Origin of the sequence: Flagellimonas sp. HMM57, from assembly GCF_021390175.1 — a bacterium.
Taxonomy (GTDB): Bacteria; Bacteroidota; Bacteroidia; order Flavobacteriales; family Flavobacteriaceae; genus Flagellimonas.
Window position 1 is genome coordinate 3,542,195 of record NZ_CP090004.1, and the last position, 21,908, is coordinate 3,564,102.

15 protein-coding genes and 1 pseudogene are annotated in these 21,908 nt (G+C 39.7%); 5 read left to right on the forward strand and 11 right to left on the reverse strand.

Annotated features, from left to right (window positions below; genetic code table 11):
- Nucleotides 1–220 precede the first annotated feature (220 nt).
- Entirely contained in the window at nt 221–1,498 is a 1,278-nt protein-coding gene (locus LV716_RS15750) for a serine hydrolase (protein WP_163418735.1), read from the forward strand.
- 236 nt (nt 1,499–1,734) lie between these two features.
- Here the strand turns inward: LV716_RS15750 and LV716_RS15755 are convergent, their stop codons facing one another.
- From LV716_RS15755 to leuC, 5 genes are all read right to left on the reverse strand, one after another.
- Nucleotides 1,735–2,907 (reverse strand): MopE-related protein, encoded by a 1,173-nt coding sequence (locus LV716_RS15755; RefSeq protein WP_163418736.1) that lies wholly within the window; start codon nt 2,905–2,907, stop codon nt 1,735–1,737.
- Nucleotides 2,908–3,143: 236 nt separating this feature from the next.
- Nucleotides 3,144–4,199 carry a 3-isopropylmalate dehydrogenase gene (gene leuB / locus LV716_RS15760; RefSeq protein ID WP_163418737.1) on the reverse strand — a complete coding sequence of 352 codons (1,056 nt, stop codon included), beginning with the start codon at nt 4,197–4,199 and terminating at the stop codon, nt 3,144–3,146.
- Nucleotides 4,200–4,299: 100 nt separating this feature from the next.
- On the reverse strand, nt 4,300–5,817 hold the full coding sequence (locus LV716_RS15765; RefSeq protein WP_163418738.1) for an alpha-isopropylmalate synthase regulatory domain-containing protein: 1,518 nt from the start codon (nt 5,815–5,817) through the stop codon (nt 4,300–4,302).
- Nucleotides 5,818–5,848: 31 nt separating this feature from the next.
- On the reverse strand, nt 5,849–6,445 hold the full coding sequence (gene leuD / locus LV716_RS15770; RefSeq protein ID WP_163418739.1) for a 3-isopropylmalate dehydratase small subunit: 597 nt from the start codon (nt 6,443–6,445) through the stop codon (nt 5,849–5,851).
- Between the two features lie 32 nt (nt 6,446–6,477).
- On the reverse strand, nt 6,478–7,887 hold the full coding sequence (gene leuC, locus LV716_RS15775; protein WP_163418740.1) for a 3-isopropylmalate dehydratase large subunit: 1,410 nt from the start codon (nt 7,885–7,887) through the stop codon (nt 6,478–6,480).
- A 419-nt stretch (nt 7,888–8,306) separates the two neighbouring features.
- Here leuC and LV716_RS15780 point away from each other — a divergent pair, with 419 nt between their 5' ends.
- Nucleotides 8,307–9,419 carry a DUF2911 domain-containing protein gene (locus LV716_RS15780; protein ID WP_163418741.1) on the forward strand — a complete coding sequence of 371 codons (1,113 nt, stop codon included), beginning with the start codon at nt 8,307–8,309 and terminating at the stop codon, nt 9,417–9,419.
- Between the two features lie 54 nt (nt 9,420–9,473).
- Here the strand turns inward: LV716_RS15780 and recG are convergent.
- Nucleotides 9,474–11,578, reverse strand: a pseudogene (recG, locus tag LV716_RS15785) (ATP-dependent DNA helicase RecG).
- Nucleotides 11,579–11,624: 46 nt separating this feature from the next.
- Between recG and LV716_RS15790 the strand changes: the two are divergent.
- Nucleotides 11,625–13,715 carry a M1 family metallopeptidase gene (locus tag LV716_RS15790; RefSeq protein WP_163418743.1) on the forward strand — a complete coding sequence of 697 codons (2,091 nt, stop codon included), beginning with the start codon at nt 11,625–11,627 and terminating at the stop codon, nt 13,713–13,715.
- The gene (locus tag LV716_RS15795) at nt 13,712–14,626 is read left to right on the forward strand and encodes a patatin family protein (protein ID WP_163418744.1); all 915 of its coding nucleotides are present in this window, start codon (nt 13,712–13,714) and stop codon (nt 14,624–14,626) included. The genes LV716_RS15790 and LV716_RS15795 overlap by 4 nt, the downstream gene beginning before the upstream one ends.
- Nucleotides 14,627–14,629: 3 nt before the next feature.
- Here the strand turns inward: LV716_RS15795 and LV716_RS15800 are convergent, their stop codons facing one another.
- From LV716_RS15800 to LV716_RS15820, 5 genes are all read right to left on the reverse strand, one after another.
- Nucleotides 14,630–15,148, reverse strand: a complete 519-nt coding sequence (locus LV716_RS15800) for a hypothetical protein (protein ID WP_163418745.1) — start codon at nt 15,146–15,148, stop codon at nt 14,630–14,632.
- 78 nt (nt 15,149–15,226) lie between these two features.
- Nucleotides 15,227–15,997 carry a hypothetical protein gene (locus tag LV716_RS15805; protein WP_163418746.1) on the reverse strand — a complete coding sequence of 257 codons (771 nt, stop codon included), beginning with the start codon at nt 15,995–15,997 and terminating at the stop codon, nt 15,227–15,229.
- Nucleotides 15,998–16,037: 40 nt separating this feature from the next.
- Nucleotides 16,038–17,612, reverse strand: a complete 1,575-nt coding sequence (locus tag LV716_RS15810) for an FMN-binding glutamate synthase family protein (protein ID WP_163418747.1) — start codon at nt 17,610–17,612, stop codon at nt 16,038–16,040.
- Nucleotides 17,613–18,887 carry an amidohydrolase gene (locus LV716_RS15815; RefSeq protein WP_163418748.1) on the reverse strand — a complete coding sequence of 425 codons (1,275 nt, stop codon included), beginning with the start codon at nt 18,885–18,887 and terminating at the stop codon, nt 17,613–17,615.
- A gap of 11 nt (nt 18,888–18,898) precedes the next feature.
- The gene (locus tag LV716_RS15820; RefSeq protein ID WP_163418749.1) at nt 18,899–19,438 is read right to left on the reverse strand and encodes a DsrE family protein; all 540 of its coding nucleotides are present in this window, start codon (nt 19,436–19,438) and stop codon (nt 18,899–18,901) included.
- 142 nt (nt 19,439–19,580) lie between these two features.
- On the opposite strand from LV716_RS15820, the gene LV716_RS15825 reads away from it, so the two are divergent.
- Nucleotides 19,581–21,908, forward strand: coding sequence for an ATP-dependent helicase (locus LV716_RS15825; protein ID WP_163418750.1), 2,328 nt, complete (start codon nt 19,581–19,583; stop codon nt 21,906–21,908).

Here is a 21,908-nt window from a genome sequence, read left to right on the forward strand (position 1 = left end):
ATTGATAAATACGTCCATAAAGAGTTAAATCACAACAAATCATGCTAGATTGAAGCTTTTGAATAGAGGTACTTATGCCATTTACTGTTCAAAAAATCATCCATCAATAATTGTACGGTTGTGTTTTTATGTTTACGGCAATAAAATGGCGTAATAGCTAGTTACTACTATAAGCACTTTCTATTTTGAATAAGAATGGAGAATAAATCAATTAAAACCTGTGGGCAGAATTAAAGTTTTAGGCATTAGTGCGCTGGTAGTTATTATGCTGTTTGTCATTGGCGCGGGAAATAAAGCGGAAGAAACCGTTTACAATGGATATACAAACGATAACGATACACTAGAGCATAGAACAGTTACTGAAAAGGAAAAGCAATTGTATTATTTGCAACAGCAAAAACTAAAAATTGCTTTGCAAGATTATTTTAAGAGAGCAATAGCCTCTGGGGATGTTGTGGGAACTGGAATAAGTATCGTACATGGTGATTCTATTTTGTTTTCAGGCGGATTCGGAAAACGAAGTATTGAAGGAAAAGCCAGAATCGATGAAAAAACCATATTCAGGCTTGGTTCCTTATCTAAAGGATTTGCAGGGGTACTGGCTTCCAGTTTACAAGCTGAAGGAAAATTGGATTGGAATGACAAAGTAGTAGATTATATTCCCGAATTCCAGTTTGGTGATAGTAGCAATACCCAAAAAGTAAGACTCTGCCATATTTTGTCGCATACTTCGGGAACTCCCTATCATAGTTACACCAATTTGGTGGAAGCGGGATTGCCTGTTGCAAACATTGCAAAACGTTTTAATGAAGTAACGCCCATAAGCGAACCTGGAACTATGTACAGCTATCAAAACGCTATGTTTTCACTCAGTCAAGAAATAATGCGTAAGGTGACCGGTAAGGATATTCAAGCGTTGTTGCAAAATCGTTTTTTTAAGCCTTTGGGAATGGCTTCGATCTCTATGGACCACAATACATTGCTAAGTACCAAAAATGTCGCATTTCCCCATGCAAAAAGAAAAAATGGGTGGAAAAGTTTACCCTTAAAAGACAGGTACTACAATGCCATAGTTGCAGGAGGAATCAATGCCAGTGCTACGGATATGGCCAAATGGATGCATTTTTTGCTTGGCCATAATCCCGAAGTATTAAGTTCAGAATCCATCCATGCCGCTTTTAGGCCTTTTATAAAAATTGGAAACAATAATAAGTATTACCAGCGTTGGCCAAACCATGCAGCGTCACATTATGGATTTGGTTGGCGTGTGCATACGTTGAACGAAGTTGGTTCTCCAAAGACCAAGACCGTTTGGCACCATGGCGGTAGTGTTAATGACTACAGAAATGAAATTGCACTATATCCTGACAATGATTTAGGCATTTGCGTGCTGTTCAATGGAAATTCAAAATTGGCCCGAACGGTGATACCCGATTTATATAATATTGTTGAAACTGTTTATGCAGAAACGGACCATAGCGAAGAATCCAATATGTAGCATAGCCAATTAATTGCAATCGTTCCCGCAATCCTCTACATTATCAAAATCAATATCGGTTATTTGAAAAATAAATCTGTCATTGCCTATAGGACTGTAATCTGTATCCCTGAGTGTAAAAGTTGGGCCCGATTGCATAAACTAAATGGTAAAGATTGTCCTTTTTTCATTATTGAAAATACCAGCCATAGAGAAAGCCCTATTTTTATAGGGCTTTTACTTTCAAACATGTTTAATTAATTATTTGGTGTGGAGCGGGTATAGGAAATAGCTCCCCCAGAATTTCCAGAACCCCATTCAGTAAAGGTAAGCGTAAGGTAAATATCTTCTTCTACCGACCATACACCTAGTTTTTTTCCTACTAGATAAGACATATTAGTATTACTTGATTCAACATCACCATCTACATTAATATAGAAATCGTCAACAACATTGTCAACTGGAGTGTTGTCCTCTAAATAATAAAGAAACGAACAAATATTATGAAAGCTATAAAAGTGTGTTGGATCTGCAAGGGTACCATATAGTTCAAAGTTATCCCAAGCGTCTCCTGGATTCTCGGCACCGGTATTGTCCAACAATGCCCAGCGAACCCCTTTGGTGCCTCCTGTAGGGCTAAAGTCTTGGTCTTCAAAATTCCAAAAATCACCTTCAAGTTGCAGTGGAGTGGCATCCTGACCAAAAGTATCTTGCCACCATTGATAGTTATATATTGGTCTATTGTCTTTTCTGGTAAATACCACTTTTTCGGTAAGTTGATCCTGGTTTGTGGGATCGGTCCAATCTGCAAATGCAATCTTAGAAAATATGATGTTCTCACCGCTCCAAATAATTGTTGAAAAAGCTTGCTCACCATCACAATTGTTATCAATGCCATCATTGGGTAATTCTTCGGCCTTGGGGTTAATATTTGGGTCGGTATCATCGCAATCCGTACTGTCCGTTACGTAACCCTCGGGCTGTACGCAGGTATCTATTGATATTTCTAAGTTTCCAAAACCATCATCGTCCGCATCCTCATAATACGTAGTGGTCTCGCAACCAGGAAAAACGTCGGCATCGGTATCATCGGTATCCGTGTCATTGCCCACGTAACCCTCTGGCTGTGTATCGCAGGTGGTTTGGGAGTCATTGGCATTGCCAAAACCATCCCCATCTGCATCTTTATAATATGTAATTTCTTTACATTCCGGAAAAATCTTGGCATTGGTATCATCAGAATCCTTAGCGTTCTCAACATAGCCGATAGGTTGGGTACAAGAACTTTTAGAATCGGTAGCAGTACCAAAACCATCTCCATCTGCATCTTTATAATAAGTGGATTCAGAACAATCATCATTATTACATGAAGATAAAAGGGTTAATATCGAGATAGAGGACAAAAGAAGAATAGAGTTTGATCGCTTCATTTTTGTGTTATTAAAGTTCTATTTAGTGATGAAATCCTTACTTATTGATAAGGGTCAATTGCTAAAATAACCTTGGTCTTTGCTATATTGATATACGAATTGATGGATGGGATATATCAATTGATGGATTGGCCATATCAATTGATGGATGAGTTATAGCAATAAAGAGGATTGAGTAGCGACCAAAAAAAGGACATCTTTTGGATGCCCTTTTCTTTATAAGAGTGCAAATAGATTTAGAGGTTCTTGGCCAACCAATCCCCGACCTCACTGGTTTTATACGCTTTTCCACCATCAGCTAAATCCTCTGTTACTACGCCTTCGGCTAAAGATGCATTGACAACGTCACGAATAGCTTTTGCCTCATCGGTCAAATCAAAATCTTCGAACATCATGGCTGCGGATAGAATAGTTGCCAACGGATTGGCGATATCTTTTCCGGCGGCTTGCGGATAAGAACCATGAATCGGTTCATACAACTTTGCCTTCTCACCAACGGAAGCGGATGGCATTAATCCCATAGACCCAGAGATTACCGAAGCCTCATCGGTCAAAATATCCCCAAAAAGATTTTCCGTAATCAATACATCGTAAGCATTGGGCCATTGCACGAGTCGCATTGCGACGGCATCAACAAATTCGTAAGAAACCTCTACCTCAGGATAGTCTTTCTCCATGGCTTGAACGGTTTCACGCCATAATCGCGAAGTTTCCAAAACATTTGCCTTATCTACGCAGCATAACTTTTTAGAGCGTTTCATAGCAAGTTCAAAGCCTTTTTTTGCTAATCGTTTTACTTCTTCTCTGTGGTAGGTACAGGTGTCGAATGCGGTCTCGTTAGCATTCAATCGGCCTCTTTCTCCAAAATAAATACCACCGGTAAGTTCACGAAGAAAAATCAAATCCGTTCCTTCGATTCGTTCACGTTTTAAAGGGGACTTATCGATTAAGGACGGAAACGTAAACGTTGGCCGAACATTGGCAAATAATTCCAATTTCTGCCTCATTTTAAGCAACCCTTGTTCTGGTCTTACTTTTGCCGATGGGTCGTTATCAAACCTTGGATGTCCAATAGCACCAAACAAAACGGCATCTGCTGCCTCGCAAACAGCGTGTGTTTCATCGGGATATGGTTCTCCAACTGCATCAATAGCGGCAGCACCTGTCAATGCTGGTGACCAGTTGATTTCATGGTTGAATTTTGAAGCAATTGCATCAGATACTTTTACGGCTTGTTCAATTACTTCCGGACCTATTCCGTCACCTGCTAAAAGGGCTATGTTTAATTTCATTATATTTCGTTGTTCGTTGTTCGTTGTTCGTTGTTTGCTTCGACTTCGCTCAGCACGAGCGTTGTTGGTTTTCAGAAATCAGAAGTCTGACATCTATTTCCTAAATCAAATTGAGCATTTTCTCGGTGGCCTTTATGGCCGAAACTGTTTGGTCCGAATCCAATCCTCTTGTTATAAATTCATTTTCTTTGGTCTGCCATGTGATGATGGTCTCGCAAAGTGCATCTGAGGTACTGCCAGGTGGGATCCGTACCGCATAGTCCACAAGCTTTGGCAAAGCTCTTTTTTCTTTTTGATACACTTTTTGGAGTGCATTGATGAAGGCATCGAATTGCCCATCGCCCTGAGCATTTTCCTCATACGATTTCCCATCAATCTCTATGGAAAGGGTAGTAGAGGGTTTTAATCCTTTTGAGTGGGTCAGCACATAGGATTTTACAAATACGCTTTGTTTGTACAATCCGCTATTTAGAACATCGGAAATGATATAGGGAAGGTCATCTTTGGTGACTCGTTCCTTTTTGTCGCCAAGCTCGATAATACGTTCGGTTACTTTTTTAAGCTCCTCTTCATTTAACGTTAGGCCAAGTTCCTGAAGATTCTTCTGTATGTTCGCTTTTCCAGATGTTTTTCCTAAGGCATACTTACGTTTTCTACCAAAACGTTCTGGCAATAAATCATTAAAGTATAAGTTCTTTTTACTGTCTCCATCCGCATGTATTCCAGCTGTTTGTGTAAAAACATTATCGCCAACAATTGGTTTGTTGTCCGGTATTCCAAAACCTGTAAATGCAGAAACCAATTTGCTCACTTTGTACAATGAAGATTCTTTTACACCAATGGAAACTTCGGGAACAAAATCGTTGATTACGGCAATTACACTGGCAAGTGGTGCATTACCTGCTCGTTCTCCCATACCGTTGACGGTTAAGTGCAATCCATGGCAACCAGCTTTGAGTGCTTCCATGACGTTGGCAACACTTAAATCATAATCGTTATGGCCATGAAAATCAAAATGGGTATTAGGATATCTAACAATAATCTGTTTAAGAAAATCAGCTGTTTCTTGATAGGTTAGAATACCTAAGGTATCTGGGAGCAAAATACGTTTTATTGGTTGTGTGGTAAGGAAATCCAAAAATTGAAATACATACTCAGGAGAATTGTGCATTCCATTGCTCCAATCTTCCAAATACACGTTGGTTGTAATACCTAGAGCTTCTGCTTTGGACAGCACTTCTTCAATATCCTTAAAATGTTGTTCAGGGGTTTTCTTTAGTTGATGGGTGAGATGGTTCAAGGAACCTTTTGTCAATAGGTTTTGGACTTTGGCACCCGTCTGTACCATCCAATCAAGGGAAACCCCATTATCCACAAATGTCAACACTTCAACCTTAGAAAGTAAACCTTCCGATTCTGCCCATTTCGTAATACTTTTTACGGCATTGAACTCCCCTTCAGATACTCTGGCAGAAGCAACTTCTATACGGTCGACTTGTAGTTCTTCCAACAAAAGTTTGGCAAGTGTGAGTTTTTCCGAAGAAGAAAAAGATACTCCAGAGGTCTGTTCACCGTCCCTAAGGGTGGTATCCATTATTTCAACCGTCCGTTTGTGCATTTTTGGATTGAATAACTAGTTTAAGGCACTTTTAAAGAGGCGTATTTGCTGCAAATGCTTCAATATCGTCTTTAATGTTCAACAGATAGTCGATATCATCAAAACCATTGAGCATATTTTCTTTTTTGTATGCGTTGATAACGAAGTTTTCGTTTTCCTCGGTATCTACAATAGTAATTTTCTGAAGCGATAGGTCAACTTCCAATTCTGTATTCGGATTTTTTTCAATGGCTTTAAATATGCTATCTAAGAATTCTGGGCTAACCTGTACTGGAAGGACCCCCACATTCAAACAATTATTTCTGAAGATATCAGCAAAAAAGCTTGATACCACGCATCGAAACCCATAATCGTAAACGGCCCAAGCTGCGTGTTCCCTTGAAGAGCCAGAACCAAAGTTCTTACCACCGACCAATATTTTACCACTGTAAATAGGGTTGTTCAGTACAAATTGCTCTTTTGGTGTATTATCCTGGTTATAGCGCCAATCTCTAAAGAGGTTGTCTCCAAATCCTTTACGTTCGGTCGCCTTTAAAAACCGTGCAGGTATTATCTGGTCTGTGTCCACATTTTCGATAGGAAGTGGTACAGCAGAACTTTTAAGTATATTGAATTTATCGTATGCCATTTATATAGATTCTAGAAATTAGATTTTAGAGGTTAGACTGCTTCAACTTGCATTAACTCCCTTGGGTCTGTTACTTTTCCTGTAACTGCCGCCGCCGCCGCTACCAATGGACTTGCCAAGAGTGTACGTGAGCCTGGGCCTTGTCTCCCTTCAAAGTTTCTGTTGGATGTGCTTACCGCATATTTACCGGCAGGAATCTTATCATCGTTCATGGCCAAGCAGGCAGAGCAACCGGGTTCCCTAAGCTCAAAACCGGCTTCATGCAATATATCCAAAATACCCTCTTCTTGGATTGATTCTTCAACACGGTGCGAGCCAGGTACGAGCCATGCCGTAACATTATCGGCCTTTTTTCTGCCTTTTACAATGGATGCAAAAGCCCTGAAATCCTCTATTCTTCCGTTGGTACAACTTCCAAGAAATACAAAATCAATGGGCTTCCCGATCATGGCATCCCCTTCATTAAAAGCCATGTAGGCCAGTGATTTTTTATAGGTCGCGTTTCCGCCTTCAACGGTTTCTGCTTGTGGAATACCATTCTGGATTCCAATACCCATTCCAGGATTGGTACCATAGGTAATCATTGGTTCTATTTCACTGGCATTGAAGAAGAGTTCACTATCAAAAACGGCATCGTCATCAGAGTAAAGTGTTTTCCAATACTCCATTGCCTTGTCCCATTCTGCTCCTTTTGGAGTATATTCTCTTCCTTTTATGTAATCAAAGGTCTTTTCATCTGGCGCTATCATACCGCCACGTGCCCCCATCTCTATGCTTAGGTTACAGACTGTCATTCTGCCTTCCATGGACATGTCCCTAAATACTTTACCGGAATATTCAACAAAATACCCAGTTGCTCCAGAAGTTGTCAATTTAGAAATGATAAAAAGTGCTACGTCTTTGGGAGTTACACCAACACCCAAATCTCCATCTATATGTATACGCATACTTTTAGGTTTGGGTTGCATGATACATTGTGTGGAAAGTACCATTTCCACTTCACTGGTACCAATACCAAAGGCAATTGCACCAAACGCTCCATGGGTAGAGGTATGGGAATCACCACAAACAATGGTGGCGCCAGGTACCGTTATGCCATTTTCTGGACCGATTACATGAACAATTCCATTTTTCTCATGCCCAAGACCCCAATAGGGAATATTATGCGCTTTGGAATTTTCTTCCAAAGCTTTTAACTGATTTGCAGAGAGTTTATCCTTTACAGGTAAATGTTGGTTCCTTGTTGGTGTGTTATGGTCGGCAGTGGCAAAGGTGCGTTCTGGATACAGCACTTTAATATTTCTATTCTTCAGCCCTAAGAACGCTACTGGACTGGTAACTTCATGCACCAAGTGCCTATCTATAAATAGAACATCCGGGCCCTTATCAATATGTTTTACCACATGTGCATCCCAGACTTTATCAAATAGTGTTTTACTCATGATAATTTCAATAATTTATAAGCTGTTAAAATTAATTTAAGGAAAAAAAAAGAGGTCCAAATTGTTTGGAAAATTACGATGTTCAATATGGGTTTTATAAGGTTTTTAATTGAATTTCAACGTTTTCTTCTTGAATTAAACCAAGAATTTACTAGGCCATTTCCCAGTTTTCAATCTTTTGAAAGCATCAAAAATCATCACATTTTGATGAAAAAAGGAAAGCCCGATAAGGATTTACTTTCTGTTTAGCCATCGATTATGGGTTTATGGACTGATTTATAATAGATTAATTGTAACTATCTGTATTTTAACATGTTTCATTTATATTTAACATTGTTGTAACGTAAAGAAAACCATGAACTTTATACTTTGGTACGACGACCTAGCAGTTTATTCATCAATGAATCAAAAACAAACAAATGAAAAAAAATTACATGGCTTTTTTGGCCACAGTTCTTATTACGGTATTCTCTATTCCCAGTAGCGCTTATTCCCAGTTGGATTTTTTACCACGTGGTAGTCAAATGGCCAAAATTTCCCAACGGGTAGGGAATACAGATATTACTTTAGTGTATTCCCGACCTAGCGTCAATGATCGCGAAATATGGGGCAGTCTAGTTCCATATGGCATGAACAATTTGGGATTTGGTACAGCAGCAGAATCTCCATGGAGAGCGGGAGCGAATGAAAATACTATTTTCAAAACTACCCATGACCTTACTATTGAGGGTAAAAGCTTACCTGCTGGAAAGTATGGTCTGCACATGATAGTTAATGAAGACGACTCAGCGACCATTATCTTTTCAAAGAGCCATAAAGCATGGGGTAGTTACTTCTATAAGCCGGAGGAAGATGTTCTTAGGGTTGATGTTACGACCAGTGAGATAGCACATATAGAACAACTCACCTACATGTTTAACGAAGTGGATGCGACATCGGCCATTGTTTCCTTAAATTGGGAGAGGAAGCAAATACCGTTTAAAGTGACAACCAATGTTACGGAAAACGTTTTAATGGAAATACGCCAGCAACTACAAACTTCTCCGGGATTTAATCGTCAAAGCTGGGAACAAGCCGCAAATTTCGCTCTTAATAATGATGGTGATTTGGACGAGGCCATGGCTTGGGTAGATGCAGCTATATCCGGTCAGTTTTTTAGTCAGAAATCATTCAATAACCTGAATATAAAGTCCCAGATTTTGGCGAAGCAAGGGAAAACAACTGAAGCTAAGGCACTGATGGAAGAAGCACTGCCACTGGGTACGGTCTTTCAGGTTCACGGATATGGTAGGCAGCTCATTGGACAGGGACAACTTGATGCCGCTTTGGAGGTGTTCAAATGGAATGAGAAAAACCACAAGGGTACTTGGCCGGTACATTATGGATTGGCAAGGGCTTATTCAGCGATGGGTGACAATAAAGCTACCTTAAAACATCTAAAAATTGCACTTGACAATGCCCCGGCCCAAGCAAACAAAGATCGGGTAACAGCTAACATAGCTAAGGCAGAAAACGGGGAAACGATAAATTAAGCTTTTTGTTGGTAAGTTTAATTAGCGAAGATGCCCAGTTTTTTACTGGGCATTTTAACTTATATAGTTCCAAATTGAAGATTGCTTCATCATTTTGGTGTACGCTTTTAAGATCATTTGGTTTTCTTCCTTTTTCAGATTTGGGTCATCTTTTAGAAGTTGAATGGCATGGTATCTGGCAGCTTTTAAGATTTGGTTGTCCTTAACGATGTCCGCTATTTTTAAATTAAGGAGACCACTTTGTTGCGTACCCATTAAATCACCAGAACCGCGCAGTTTTAAATCCACTTCGGCAATATCAAAACCATCATTGGTGCGCACCATGGTCTGTAATCGTGTCTTGGAATCTTCCGAAAGCTTGTTGCCTGTCATTAAAATACAGAAACTTTGCTCAGCACCCCTACCTACACGGCCACGTAACTGGTGCAATTGGGACAATCCGAACCGCTCCGCGCTTTCAATGACCATAACAGATGCATTGGGAACGTTAACGCCAACTTCAATGACCGTTGTTGCTACCATTAGTTGGGTTTCACCCTTTACAAAACGTTCCATTTCATAATCTTTATCCTTTGGTTTCATTTTGCCATGAACTATGGATATCTGATAATCAGAAGGGGAGAAGTCTCTGGAAATACTTTCATAACCGTCCATCAAATCCTTATAATCCAAAGCTTCGGACTCTTGAATCAAGGGATATACAATATAGATTTGCCTTCCTTTTTTGATTTCATCCTTCATAAACTGAAAGACTTTTAGCCTATTGTTATCAAACCTATGCACTGTTTTGATAGGTTTACGTCCCGGAGGAAGTTCATCGATAATGGAAATATCCAAATCCCCATAAAGACTCATTGCTAATGTTCTTGGAATAGGGGTGGCTGTCATGACCAGAATATGTGGTGGGATTTCATTTTTATGCCATAACTTGGAACGCTGTGCGACACCAAACCGATGTTGTTCATCGATAACGGCCAGCCCAAGGTTATGAAACTGGACCTTATCTTCCAAAACGGCATGGGTACCTACCAAAATATGTAGTTCTCCATTTTCCAACTGCTCGTGGATTAGAGTGCGCTCGGATTTTTTGGTGGAACCAGTCAATAGAGAAATATTCACATTCATTTCCCCTAATAAGTCTTTTAGACCATTGTAATGTTGGTTTGCTAAAATTTCGGTTGGGGCCATCAAGCAGGACTGGAAACCATTATCCATCGCCAATAACATGCACATTAGCGCAACTATAGTTTTACCTGAACCTACATCACCTTGCAATAAACGATTCATTTGGGCATTACTGCCCATGTCGCTCCGAATCTCTTTAATGACTCTTTTTTGCGCATTGGTAAGCTCAAATGGGAGGTGTTCTGTGAAAAAAGTATTGAAATGCTCTCCAACAGTTTCAAAAGGTAATCCCTTTATTTTATGCTTTCTGATGAGCTTTTTGGAAATCAACTGGAGCTGTACATAAAAAAGCTCTTCAAACTTTAACCGAAACCGTGCTTTTGCCAACAACTCTTGACTTTTTGGAAAATGAATGTTAAAAAGAGCTTGACTTTTTGAAATCAATTTTAACTCGTCGCGTATTCCTGATGAAAGTGATTCTGGGAACTTCCCCCGGATTCCAAGAATAACTGCTGCATCATTTTACCGATTACACGATTTGTGATACCCTTTGCGCTCAACTTTTCAGTCGAAGGATAAATGGGTTGCATGGCAACCTTTAGATTTTTCTCATGCTCAGAAACCAGTTCCATTTCTGGATGCGGCATTGAAAAGGTACTTCCGTATTTTGTGGTCCGCCCAAAAACTACATAAGGTTCGTTAAGTTTTAGGTTTTCCCTAATCCATTTTTGCCCACGAAACCAAACCAGTTCCATTTGTCCGGTTTCATCAATAAAACTGGCAACCAAGCGTTTTCCGCGTTTTTGTTCCACGGTTTTTATATGAACAATTTTACCAACTATTTGTACATCTGCTCCACTGGATTGTAACTGATTTATTTTATAATAGCTCGTTTTGTCCAGATGCCTATTCGGAAACAGATGCAGGAGGTCTAAGTAGGTGTGTATGCCCAATTCTGACCCAAGCGTATCCGCTCTGTTGGGACCAACACCCTTTAAATAAGGAATAGGAGTTTGCAGAAAATTGGGATTCATAAAACTAAAATATGTAATTTGGATTGACTTTTGCTATTTACAAAACATGAAGCTCGGCCCCGTAGCAGTTTTTTTCTTTTTCGCACAGATTCTAAGTTCTCAAACTCAGGATGGTGTAGATTTTTTAAGTGCCAAAATTTTTATTGAACCAATTCCCCAACAAAAACAGGTCAAAGGGCAAGTGACCTATAAGTTTGAAGTTTTAAAAAGCATTGATTCAATTTTTCTGGACGCCATCAATATTGATTTTTCATCGGTTTTACTTGATTCAAAAAGCGTGAATTACACTAACGATCAAAAATCAATCACATTAAAAAAGAAGTTTAAGAAAGGAACAATCCATTCAATTTCATTAACATATCTGGCGAACCCTAAACAGACTGTTTATTTCTTGGGATGGGATGATAGCAATCCAGATAACAATCAGATTTGGACACAAGGACAAGGAAAGTATACGAGCCATTGGCTGCCCAGTTTTGACGATATGAACGAAAAGGTTGAGTTCGACCTTAATTTAATTGCTGTGCCAGGCTATACCGTTATTTCAAATGGTAAACTTACTGGAAAAGAAGAATTGCCAGACGGTAAAGGCCAATCTTGGCAATTTGACATGGAACAACCTATGAGCAGTTACCTTGTAGGGTTTGCTATTGGAAAGTTTGATAAGAAAACGATTCAATCTAGTACAGGGATACCGATAGAATTATACTATGAGCCCAAGGATAGCTCAAAGGTTGAGCCTACGTATCGACATATGCGATTTGTTTTCGATTTTTTGGAAAAGGAAATCAATGTGCCTTATCCTTGGCAAAACTACAAACAAGTACCTGTTCAGGATTTTTTATATGCTGGAATGGAAAATACAGGTGCGACCATTTTTTCCAATACGTTTATGATTGATTCTATAGCCTTTTCGGATAAGAATTACGTGAATGTCAACGCACACGAGTTGGCACACCAATGGTTTGGGAATCTGGTCACTGAGCAGAGTGGTGAACACCACTGGTTGCATGAAGGTTTTGCCACCTATTATGCCTATTTAGCCGAAAAGGAAATATTTGGTGAGGACTATTTTTATTGGCGATTGTTGGATACTGCCAAGTCGCTTATAAATTTCTCCAGTGATGGAAATGGAGAGGCATTGACGAACTCCAGCGCCGGTAGTCTTACGTTTTACGAAAAAGGGGCTTGGGCCTTGGTGATGCTCAGGGAAAGGGTAGGAGACTTTAATTTTCGTCAGGGAATACAGAACTATCTAACAAAATATGCCTATCAGAACGTCACGATTTCAGATTTTATGTGGGAAATGGAAAAGGCATCTGGGATGAACCTTGCTGATTTTAAAAGTGTATGGCTACAAGAGTCGGAATTTCCATTTGAAACTGCCAAATCCTTTTTAATTGATAATAGCAATTCTATCAAAAATTACTTTGATATCAAAAGCACCATTGGGAACAATTTTGATGAAGCCGAAACCATTCTTACAGATGAATGGAATGTATTAAAATCGGATGATGTCAAAAATCGTTTGGTATCGGATTACGCTACAAACCTATCAGCAAAATTCTTGGGAAGAATCCTTAGAGATGAAAGTTCTAAAGTAAGACAAGCAGTCGCTTTTTCTATAGAAAAGCTGCCTGCTCAAATTCGTCTGGATTTTGAAAGCTTGTTGATGGATGGGAGCTATAAAACTGTGGAATCCGCTCTTTATAGATTATGGACCGACTTTCCAGATGGCCAAACTGCTTATTTGGAGAAAACGAAAGATATCGTTGGATTACCAAACAAGAATGTTCGTCTGCTTTGGCTGACCTTGGGATTGGTGAGTCCAACCTATCGTATTGATCTAAAACCTGAGTTTTTTAGAGAATTAAATAGCTATACCAGTTCTGAGCATCATTTTGAAGTACGGTTACTGGCTTTTCAATATTTGAAAAATATAGGGACATTCAATGATAATACCTTAAAAAATTTGGTGGATGCCTGTAGCCATCATGTTTGGTATTTTAAGAAATCCTCACGAAAAATATTAAAAGAGTTCTTGAAAGGAGATGGCAATGTAGCCCGACTTAGGGCCATATATCCATCCTTAAATCAAGAACAGCAGCATTATTTGGATAAAACTTTGGGTAAATGAGGGCATTGGTCATATCTGGTGGCGGTAGTAAGGGAGCATTTGCAGGTGGAGTTGCTCAATTTTTAATACAAGAAGCCAACCACAAGTACGATTTGTTCGTGGGCACCTCAACGGGAAGTTTGCTTATCTCCCATTTGGCATTGAACAAGTTGGACAAAATAAAGGAAATCTATTCGTCCGTAAATCAAAAAAGTATATTCAATAACTGTCCTTTTGTAGTAAAGAAAAAACATGGTATCGATATTATTGCCATCAATCACTGGAACGTGGTCAAAAACTTTATGCGTGGGAAAAAGACCTTTGGTGAGAGCGAGAACCTTCGGCATCTTATCCGTGAATCTATAACTCCGGAAGAATTTGAAGAATTAAAGCAAAGTACCACAGATGTGGTAGTGACGGTATCGAATCTATCTTTGAACCAAGTGGAGTATAAGTCTATTAACGATTGTACTTATGATGAATTTTGTGATTGGATATGGATCTCATCGAATTATGCTCCGTTTATGAGCTTGGTAAAGCGGAACGGTTGTGAATATGCGGATGGTGGCCTGGGAAGTTTGGTTCCCATTGAAGAAGCATTGAAACGTGGTGCGACCGAAGTAGATGTTGTTGTGCTTCACACTGAAGTGAACTATCTTAATCGATTACCGGTCAAAAACCCATTTGAGTTGATGACCACTATTTTCGCCTTTATGTTGGATAGAATTGAGAATCAAAACATCCGAATAGGAAAATTCGTGGCCAATCAAAAAGATGCGATTATCAACTTTTATTATACACCGACAGTTTTAACAACGAATTCGTTAATTTTTGATAAAGAACGCATGACCCTATGGTGGAAAAAAGGGTATTTATATGCCAAGAACAAAAATGAAGAAACAAGTCCTATAGACCCTGAACATCAGGAATGATAATTACCACAGTTCGCCCACTTCTTTCTTTACAAAACTAAGCGCCGTTGCTGATGGGGATTGTTTTTCCATGGTTTGGTTTAAGATATCTTCCCTTAACTTATCTGGAGAATCCGTAGCGCTCATACCTGCAGAACGTATCATCTGAATTGTAGCGTTTTTTGCAGCTTTGATAATGTTCCAACATTCTTCGGACATGTATATTTGCTGGGAAAGGTTATGCTCAAATTCGGTCTCCACTTGTTTTATGAGCAGGTTCTCATAGGCACTTTTATCTTTTCCATTTGGTCCTACACGGACTACCAGGCTATTTAAAGCAATTCTTTCTAAAAAAAGAACCATGCGCTCATAAGCTTGCAAGCGTATGGGCAACGTATCTTTTTGGGAGTCTTTATGCAGGAGAAAACGTCTTCGGCCTTCCTCATTTTTAGTATGTAGCCTAAAAAAATAAAAAGCAATTGCGCCGGTTACTACTGCTGGTAATAGGTATGCAAAAAGTTGAAAGATATCGTCTCCGCTCATGGATTAGTTGGTTTTTGGTTTTATAAAAACTAGAACGAACTAAAGCCACAAAAAGTATGGGCAGGGGCAATGAAAATATTAGTTGTCCTTTGCCTTCTGTTTCACACTATCATAAAAGCTTTTGTAGTCGGGTTGTAGCTTTATGTTTATACCTTCTTTAAAGTTGCCATCTTTGACCGATATGTTTACACGCTCACTTGAAACTTCAAAAGTTTCGACCAATTCTTTTGAAATTGTGGTGGCTTGATCAAAGGTAGCACCAAATTCTCCGGTGATGTTCAATCCTTCAACTTCAATTTTTAATGTGGGATTGGTTTTGATCACTTTAGAAACTTTCTCCAGCCACGCTTTGCCTTCCTCGGTTATTTCTGAAGCATTATCAGCTCCAAATAAAGTATTCAGACTGTTTGATATTACTATCTCTCCTTCCACAAAGTCAGCTTTAGCATCGCTTCCCATGGATTGTTTTACTTTGGATAACAGCACAATGGCAACAGAGTCATTTGAAGCTATCATTGCGGTCATATTACTAAGCTGTTTTTCTTTTCGCCCTAGTGCAGCTAGTGTGGTATTCACATTCTGACTATTCTTTTTTGAAAGTTCGGAGAAGCTGCTCAAGTTTTGCAGGAGCGTTTGATTGGCATCGCGAAGTGCATTGTTTTCATTCTCCAAAGTTTCCGCTTTTGCTTCACTTGAGGAGATTTTTCTTTTGGTACTTGCAAGCTCCTGTTCAACTGTTCTAAGGTTAGTTTTAAGTTCACTGATTTCAGCGATTAGTTCACTCTTTTTTTGGGCAATTCCCATAACTGTAAAAAAAAGTGCCATCAAAATAGTAATATGTCTTTTCATCGATTTGGTATTTGTGTGTTATATGTTTTAAAAGTCAAAATTATGATGTTTTTTCCAAAACTCTTCGTCCACCTAGATAAGAACAGTCATAAAGTTCTTGCATAGAGTTAAATTCAACGTCTGTTTTTTCATAACCATAAACAGTTTTTAAATCACTGTTAAGGTAATCATCATCTACATTTACTTGAATATCTTCCATACGAAATTGGCAGGGATGCTCATAACCCGAAGCGTGTGTAATTTCTAAAAACTCTTTTCTGAAGGTCTTGAAATACTGCGCCAGTCTATCTGATTTTAGAGGTACGTTGATTCCATTTTGAAGCCATTTGCTTTGTGTAGCTACTCCAGCAGGGCATCTATTGGTATGGCAAACCTGGGCTTGGATACACCCTATACTCATCATGGCTTCGCGTGCTACGTTGATGCAATCCACGCCCATTGCAAATGCCATGGCCGCTTTTGCTGGAAAACCAAGTTTACCACTACCTATGAAAACGATTCTTTCCGTAAGGTTTTTATCCTTGAATAGTTTGTAAATAGAAGCAAATCCATAAACCCAAGGTAAAGATACGTGGTCGGCAAAGCTGGGAGGTGCAGCACCGGTGCCACCTTCACCACCGTCAATTGTAATGAAATCTGGTCCTTTCCCTGTTTTTTTCATTAAATCGGCCAACTCTTTCCATTGATCTAGCTTTCCTATAGCTGCTTTTATTCCTACAGGTAATCCGGTCTGGTCCGCAATATTTTCAATAAGTTCCAAAAGTTCAGGAATGGAACTAAATGCTTTATGAGTAGCAGGGGAGAGGACATCTTTTCCAACTTCCACACCACGAATTTCGGCGATTTCCGGTGATATTTTTGCACCTGGTAGCACACCGCCTTTACCTGGCTTGGCACCTTGAGACAATTTTATCTCAATGGCTTTTATGCAGGGATTCTCATCGACCAAGATCTTCATTTTTTCTATGGAGAAATTCCCGTTTTTGGAACGTACACCAAAATATCCGGTTCCAAAATGAAAGACGACATCGCCTCCTTGTTTATGGTATGGGGATAGCCCGCCTTCGCCAGTGTTGTGATATGCATGACATTTTTCTACCCCTTTGTTCATGGCTTCTACGGCAGCTGCGGACAAAGAACCAAAGCTCATAGCGGAAATATTGATAACTGAGCCCGGTCGGTATGGTTTTCTCCTTTTGTTATAAGCACCCATGACTTTAGCGCAGGGCAAAAAATAGGGATTCTCATTATTGGGGTGGTTTTCTGGAACTTGATACCCCATCAGGGCATTTTTTATGAAAATATGCTGATGGGAATAAATATCTCTATCTGTTCCAAAACCTTCATAATTATTTTCCTTTTTCGCAGAGGCATAAATCCAACCACGTTCTATCCTGTTAAATGGCAGCTCTTCCCGGTTATTTGCCACAAAATATTGCCGCATTTCAGGGCCAATACTCTCCAGCCAATACCGCAGGTGACCAACAACAGGATAATTATGACTTATGGTATGTGATTTCTGAAAAAAGATATCACGTATTGCCACCAAAAAAAGGAACATCAATACCCATAGCCACCATGGTATATCTGCTAAAAAATCGAGAACGACCTCCATTTACAAATTCAAATAATCCAAGGCTAATTGTGTCATTGTCTTTACGCCCAAAAGCAATCCGCTATCATCAATCTTAAAATCTGGAGTATGATGAGGATAAGATTCTGTAGTTCCGGGTGTCATACCTCCAAGGAAAAAATAGAATCCAGGAACTTTTTCTTGAAAATAGCTAAAATCTTCTGCTCCGGTAATTGCTTTGTGAATGGAAACATTGTCCTTTCCCGCTACTTTTTCCAAGGTCGGAGCCATTTTGGCCGTCAAATCCAAATCATTATAAGTAATTGCAGTGGAAGTTTGAATATCAATTGTTGCTTCGCCACCATAAACTTTCGCGATGGCAGGAACCATTTCTTCCATACGTTTATTGATGAACTTTTGCATATCATAATCCAATGTTCGTATAGTTCCGATCATTTCGGCACTTTCTGGAATGATATTGGAACGTACACCACTGGTAATCTTACCCACAGAAATAACCGCGGCTTCATTGATTAATTCGGTTTCTCTACTGATGATGGTCTGTAACCCATCTATAATTTTAGCACTGATCAATATGGGATCAACTCCACCCCATGGTTGAGAGCCATGCGTTTGTTTTCCTTTTACATTGATTACAAAGCGTTGAGCGGATGCCATGCTTCCTCCTGGTTTGTATTTTACCGTACCAACAGGGGTTTGAGAATTGATGTGAAGTCCAAAAATTGCATCGACATTGGGATTTGTAAGTACGCCTTCTTTCACCATCAACAGTGCACCACCTTCTTCTCCTGGTGGCGGACCTTCTTCTGCGGGTTGAAAGATGAACTTGACCGTACCTTTTATTTTGTCCTTGTTTTTGGAGAGTATTTCAGCAACACCCATTAAAATGGCAACATGTGTATCATGCCCACAGGCATGCATAACACCAACACTTTTTCCCAAAAATTCGGATTTTACGGTTGATTTGTAGGACAAGTCGTTTCGCTCGGTAACCGGTAATGCATCAATATCTGCTCTTAATGCAACGACTTTTCCATCTTGGTCGCCTTTTAACAACCCAACCACTCCGGTCTTCGCAACACCTGTTTGTACCTCAATTCCAAGTGATTTTAAATGTTTTGCAATTTTTTCAGCAGTTTTAAACTCGCGATTGCTGAGTTCCGGGTTTTGGTGGATGTCCCGTCTCCATTCGATGACTTTGTCTTCAATGGCGGCATAGTCCTTTTCAAGATTGGGGCCTTGTGCCCAAATTGAGATGCTGGTAAACAGCAATGCAAGGGTGAAAATTTTGTTCATGTATAGTCGATTTAAAATTTTATAAGTTGATATCCTTTGTTTTGTAGCTGAATAAGTGCTGTCATAGCCGATAGGGCGATTTTAACGTCGGGTATCAGTTCTTCTTTGGGAAAGTTACGGGATTTAGAAGACTGCCCGCAATAAATTACTTCTACTCCGGCATCTATCAAATCTTTGACCATATCAAAATTTGGATTATCAACTCCATATTTTGCTTTATAGGCTTTATTGTGGATGATATCCTTAGATGCTTTGTTGTGGACCACCAATGCTACTTTCAATTGTTCTACCGGGACTCCACCTTGAGCGTGCATGTTGAGAAATCGCGCAGCAGTTTCAATGGTCCTATTTATTTCTGAGTGGGATTCGGGACTGTTCATGATATCAAAAACAACTTTAAATTCTTGATTGACATTGGTTTTGAAATCAGGGTTTTCGATTTCCCAGACTTTCCCGTAATTCTCAATCACAGGACCTGCCTTTTTTTCTTGTGAAATTGCATATGCGGAAATTAAAGTAAGGAGAATGACGGGCATCAATTTTAAATTCATGAATGAGCAGTGTTTTAGTTCTTAAATATATTCAAATTCGATTTAAAAAAATGCTTTCGTGTTTATAAGTATTGAAAGTATGTTTTTAGGATAAAACCATTATTAGCTAATTTCACGGTTACTTTTTAAAAATTTTTGCTGTTTGAGTACTTTTTTGGATGAATTGAACGATGCGCAACGCGCTCCTGTATTGCACAAGGACGGTCCTTTAATGGTCATTGCGGGCGCTGGCTCAGGAAAAACCCGGGTCTTGACATACAGGATTGCCCATTTGATGGAGCAAGGTGTGGATTCGTTCAATATTTTGGCTTTGACCTTTACCAACAAGGCCGCCAAAGAAATGAAAAAACGTATCGCCACCATTGTTGGAAATTCTGAAGCGAAAAACCTTTGGATGGGAACGTTCCACTCGGTTTTTGCCAAACTCCTTCGTTTTGATGGTGATAAGCTCGGCTACCCCAGCAACTTCACCATCTACGATACCCAAGATTCACAGCGATTGATTGCTTCAATCATTAAAGAAATGGGGCTGGATAAGGATATTTACAAATACAAACAGATACAAAATAGGATATCGTCGTACAAAAATAGCCTGATTACGGTAAAGGCTTATTTTCAAAACCCAGAACTGGTAGAAGCGGATGCTATGGCCAAAAGACCAAGGTTGGGAGAAATCTATCAAAATTATGTTGACCGTTGTTTTAAAGCTGGTGCCATGGATTTTGATGACCTTTTGCTGCGTACCAATGAACTGTTGACCCGTTTTCCGGAGGTGTTGATGAAATACCAAGATCGGTTCAGGTATATTCTTGTTGATGAGTACCAAGATACCAACCATTCCCAGTACTTAATAGTCAAAGCGCTTTCTGACCGTTATCAAAATATTTGTGTGGTAGGAGACGATGCGCAAAGTATTTATTCCTTTAGGGGGGCAAATATCAGTAATATCCTTAATTTCCAAAGGGATTATGACGATGTTGCGGTCTACAGGTTGGAACAAAACTACCGGTCTACCAAGAACATCGTAAACGCTGCTAACTCCATCATTGCCAAGAACAAAAATCAATTGGAAAAAGTGGTCTGGACCTCTAACGATGAAGGAAACCAGATAAAGATTCATAGAAGTCCTACAGACGCTGAAGAGGGCAGGTATGTTGCTGCTTCTATCTTTGAGAACAAAATGCAGCAACAGATGCAAAACGGTGAATTTGCGGTTTTGTACAGAACCAATTCGCAGTCGAGGGCCATTGAAGATGCATTGCGAAAACGTGACATACCCTATAGGATTTATGGTGGGCTTTCTTTTTATCAACGTAAAGAGATTAAAGACGTTCTTGCGTATTTACGAATAATCATCAATCCTAAAGATGAGGAAGCGCTAAAGCGTATCATCAACTTTCCTGCAAGGGGCATTGGTCAAACGACCATTGATAAACTTCTGGTCGCTGCAAATCATTATGGGCGTTCCATTTTTGAAGTAATGGAACATTTGGAAAAGCTAAATCTAAACATCAACAGTGGAACCAAACGGAAACTAGGTGATTTCGTGACCATGGTCAAAAGCTTTCAGATTATGAACGAAGGTGCGGACGCGTTTGTCCTAGCGGAACACGTTGCCAAGAAGACCGGGTTGTTATTGGAGTTCAAAAAAGACGGTACCCCCGAAGGTATTGCCAAAATGGAGAACATTGAAGAACTTTTAAACGGGATCAAAGATTTTGTTGAAGGTCAAAAGGAATTGGCAGATGCTACCGGTGGATTATCCGAGTTCTTAGAGGATGTAGCCCTTGCTACCGATATGGATAAGGATGTTGGTGATGATGACCGTGTCGCTCTTATGACCATTCACTTAGCGAAAGGATTGGAGTTCCCCTACGTGTACATTGTTGGAATGGAAGAGGATTTGTTCCCTTCGGCAATGAGTATGAACACCAGGAGTGAACTTGAGGAGGAAAGGCGTTTGTTCTATGTGGCCTTGACACGGGCTGAGAAACAAGCTTTTCTTACCTATACGCAAAACAGATATCGTTGGGGAAAACTCATTGATGCGGAACCTAGTCGATTTTTGGAAGAGATAGATGAGCAGTACGTTGAAAACCTAGTACCTGTGAACGATGGATATCGCTATAGATCAATGATTGATTCCAACATATTTGGCGAAGTGGACAAAAGCAAGCTACGACAAATAAAACCCAAGAATGGAACACCACCAAGTGTTCAAAGACCAAACGAGAATCAATTACGAAAGCTTAGGAAACTAAAACCAGAGTTGTCATCACCGGCAAGCAATACCAATGTTATAGATTCCAACCTAGCGGAAGGCTCCATGGTAAACCACACCCGTTTTGGTAGGGGGAAGGTACTTAAAATTGAAGGCGCAGGAAATGACAGAAAAGCGGAAATTAAATTTGAGAAGGGGGATGTTAAAAAGTTATTGCTCAGGTTTGCCAAGCTGGAAATAATCAAATAG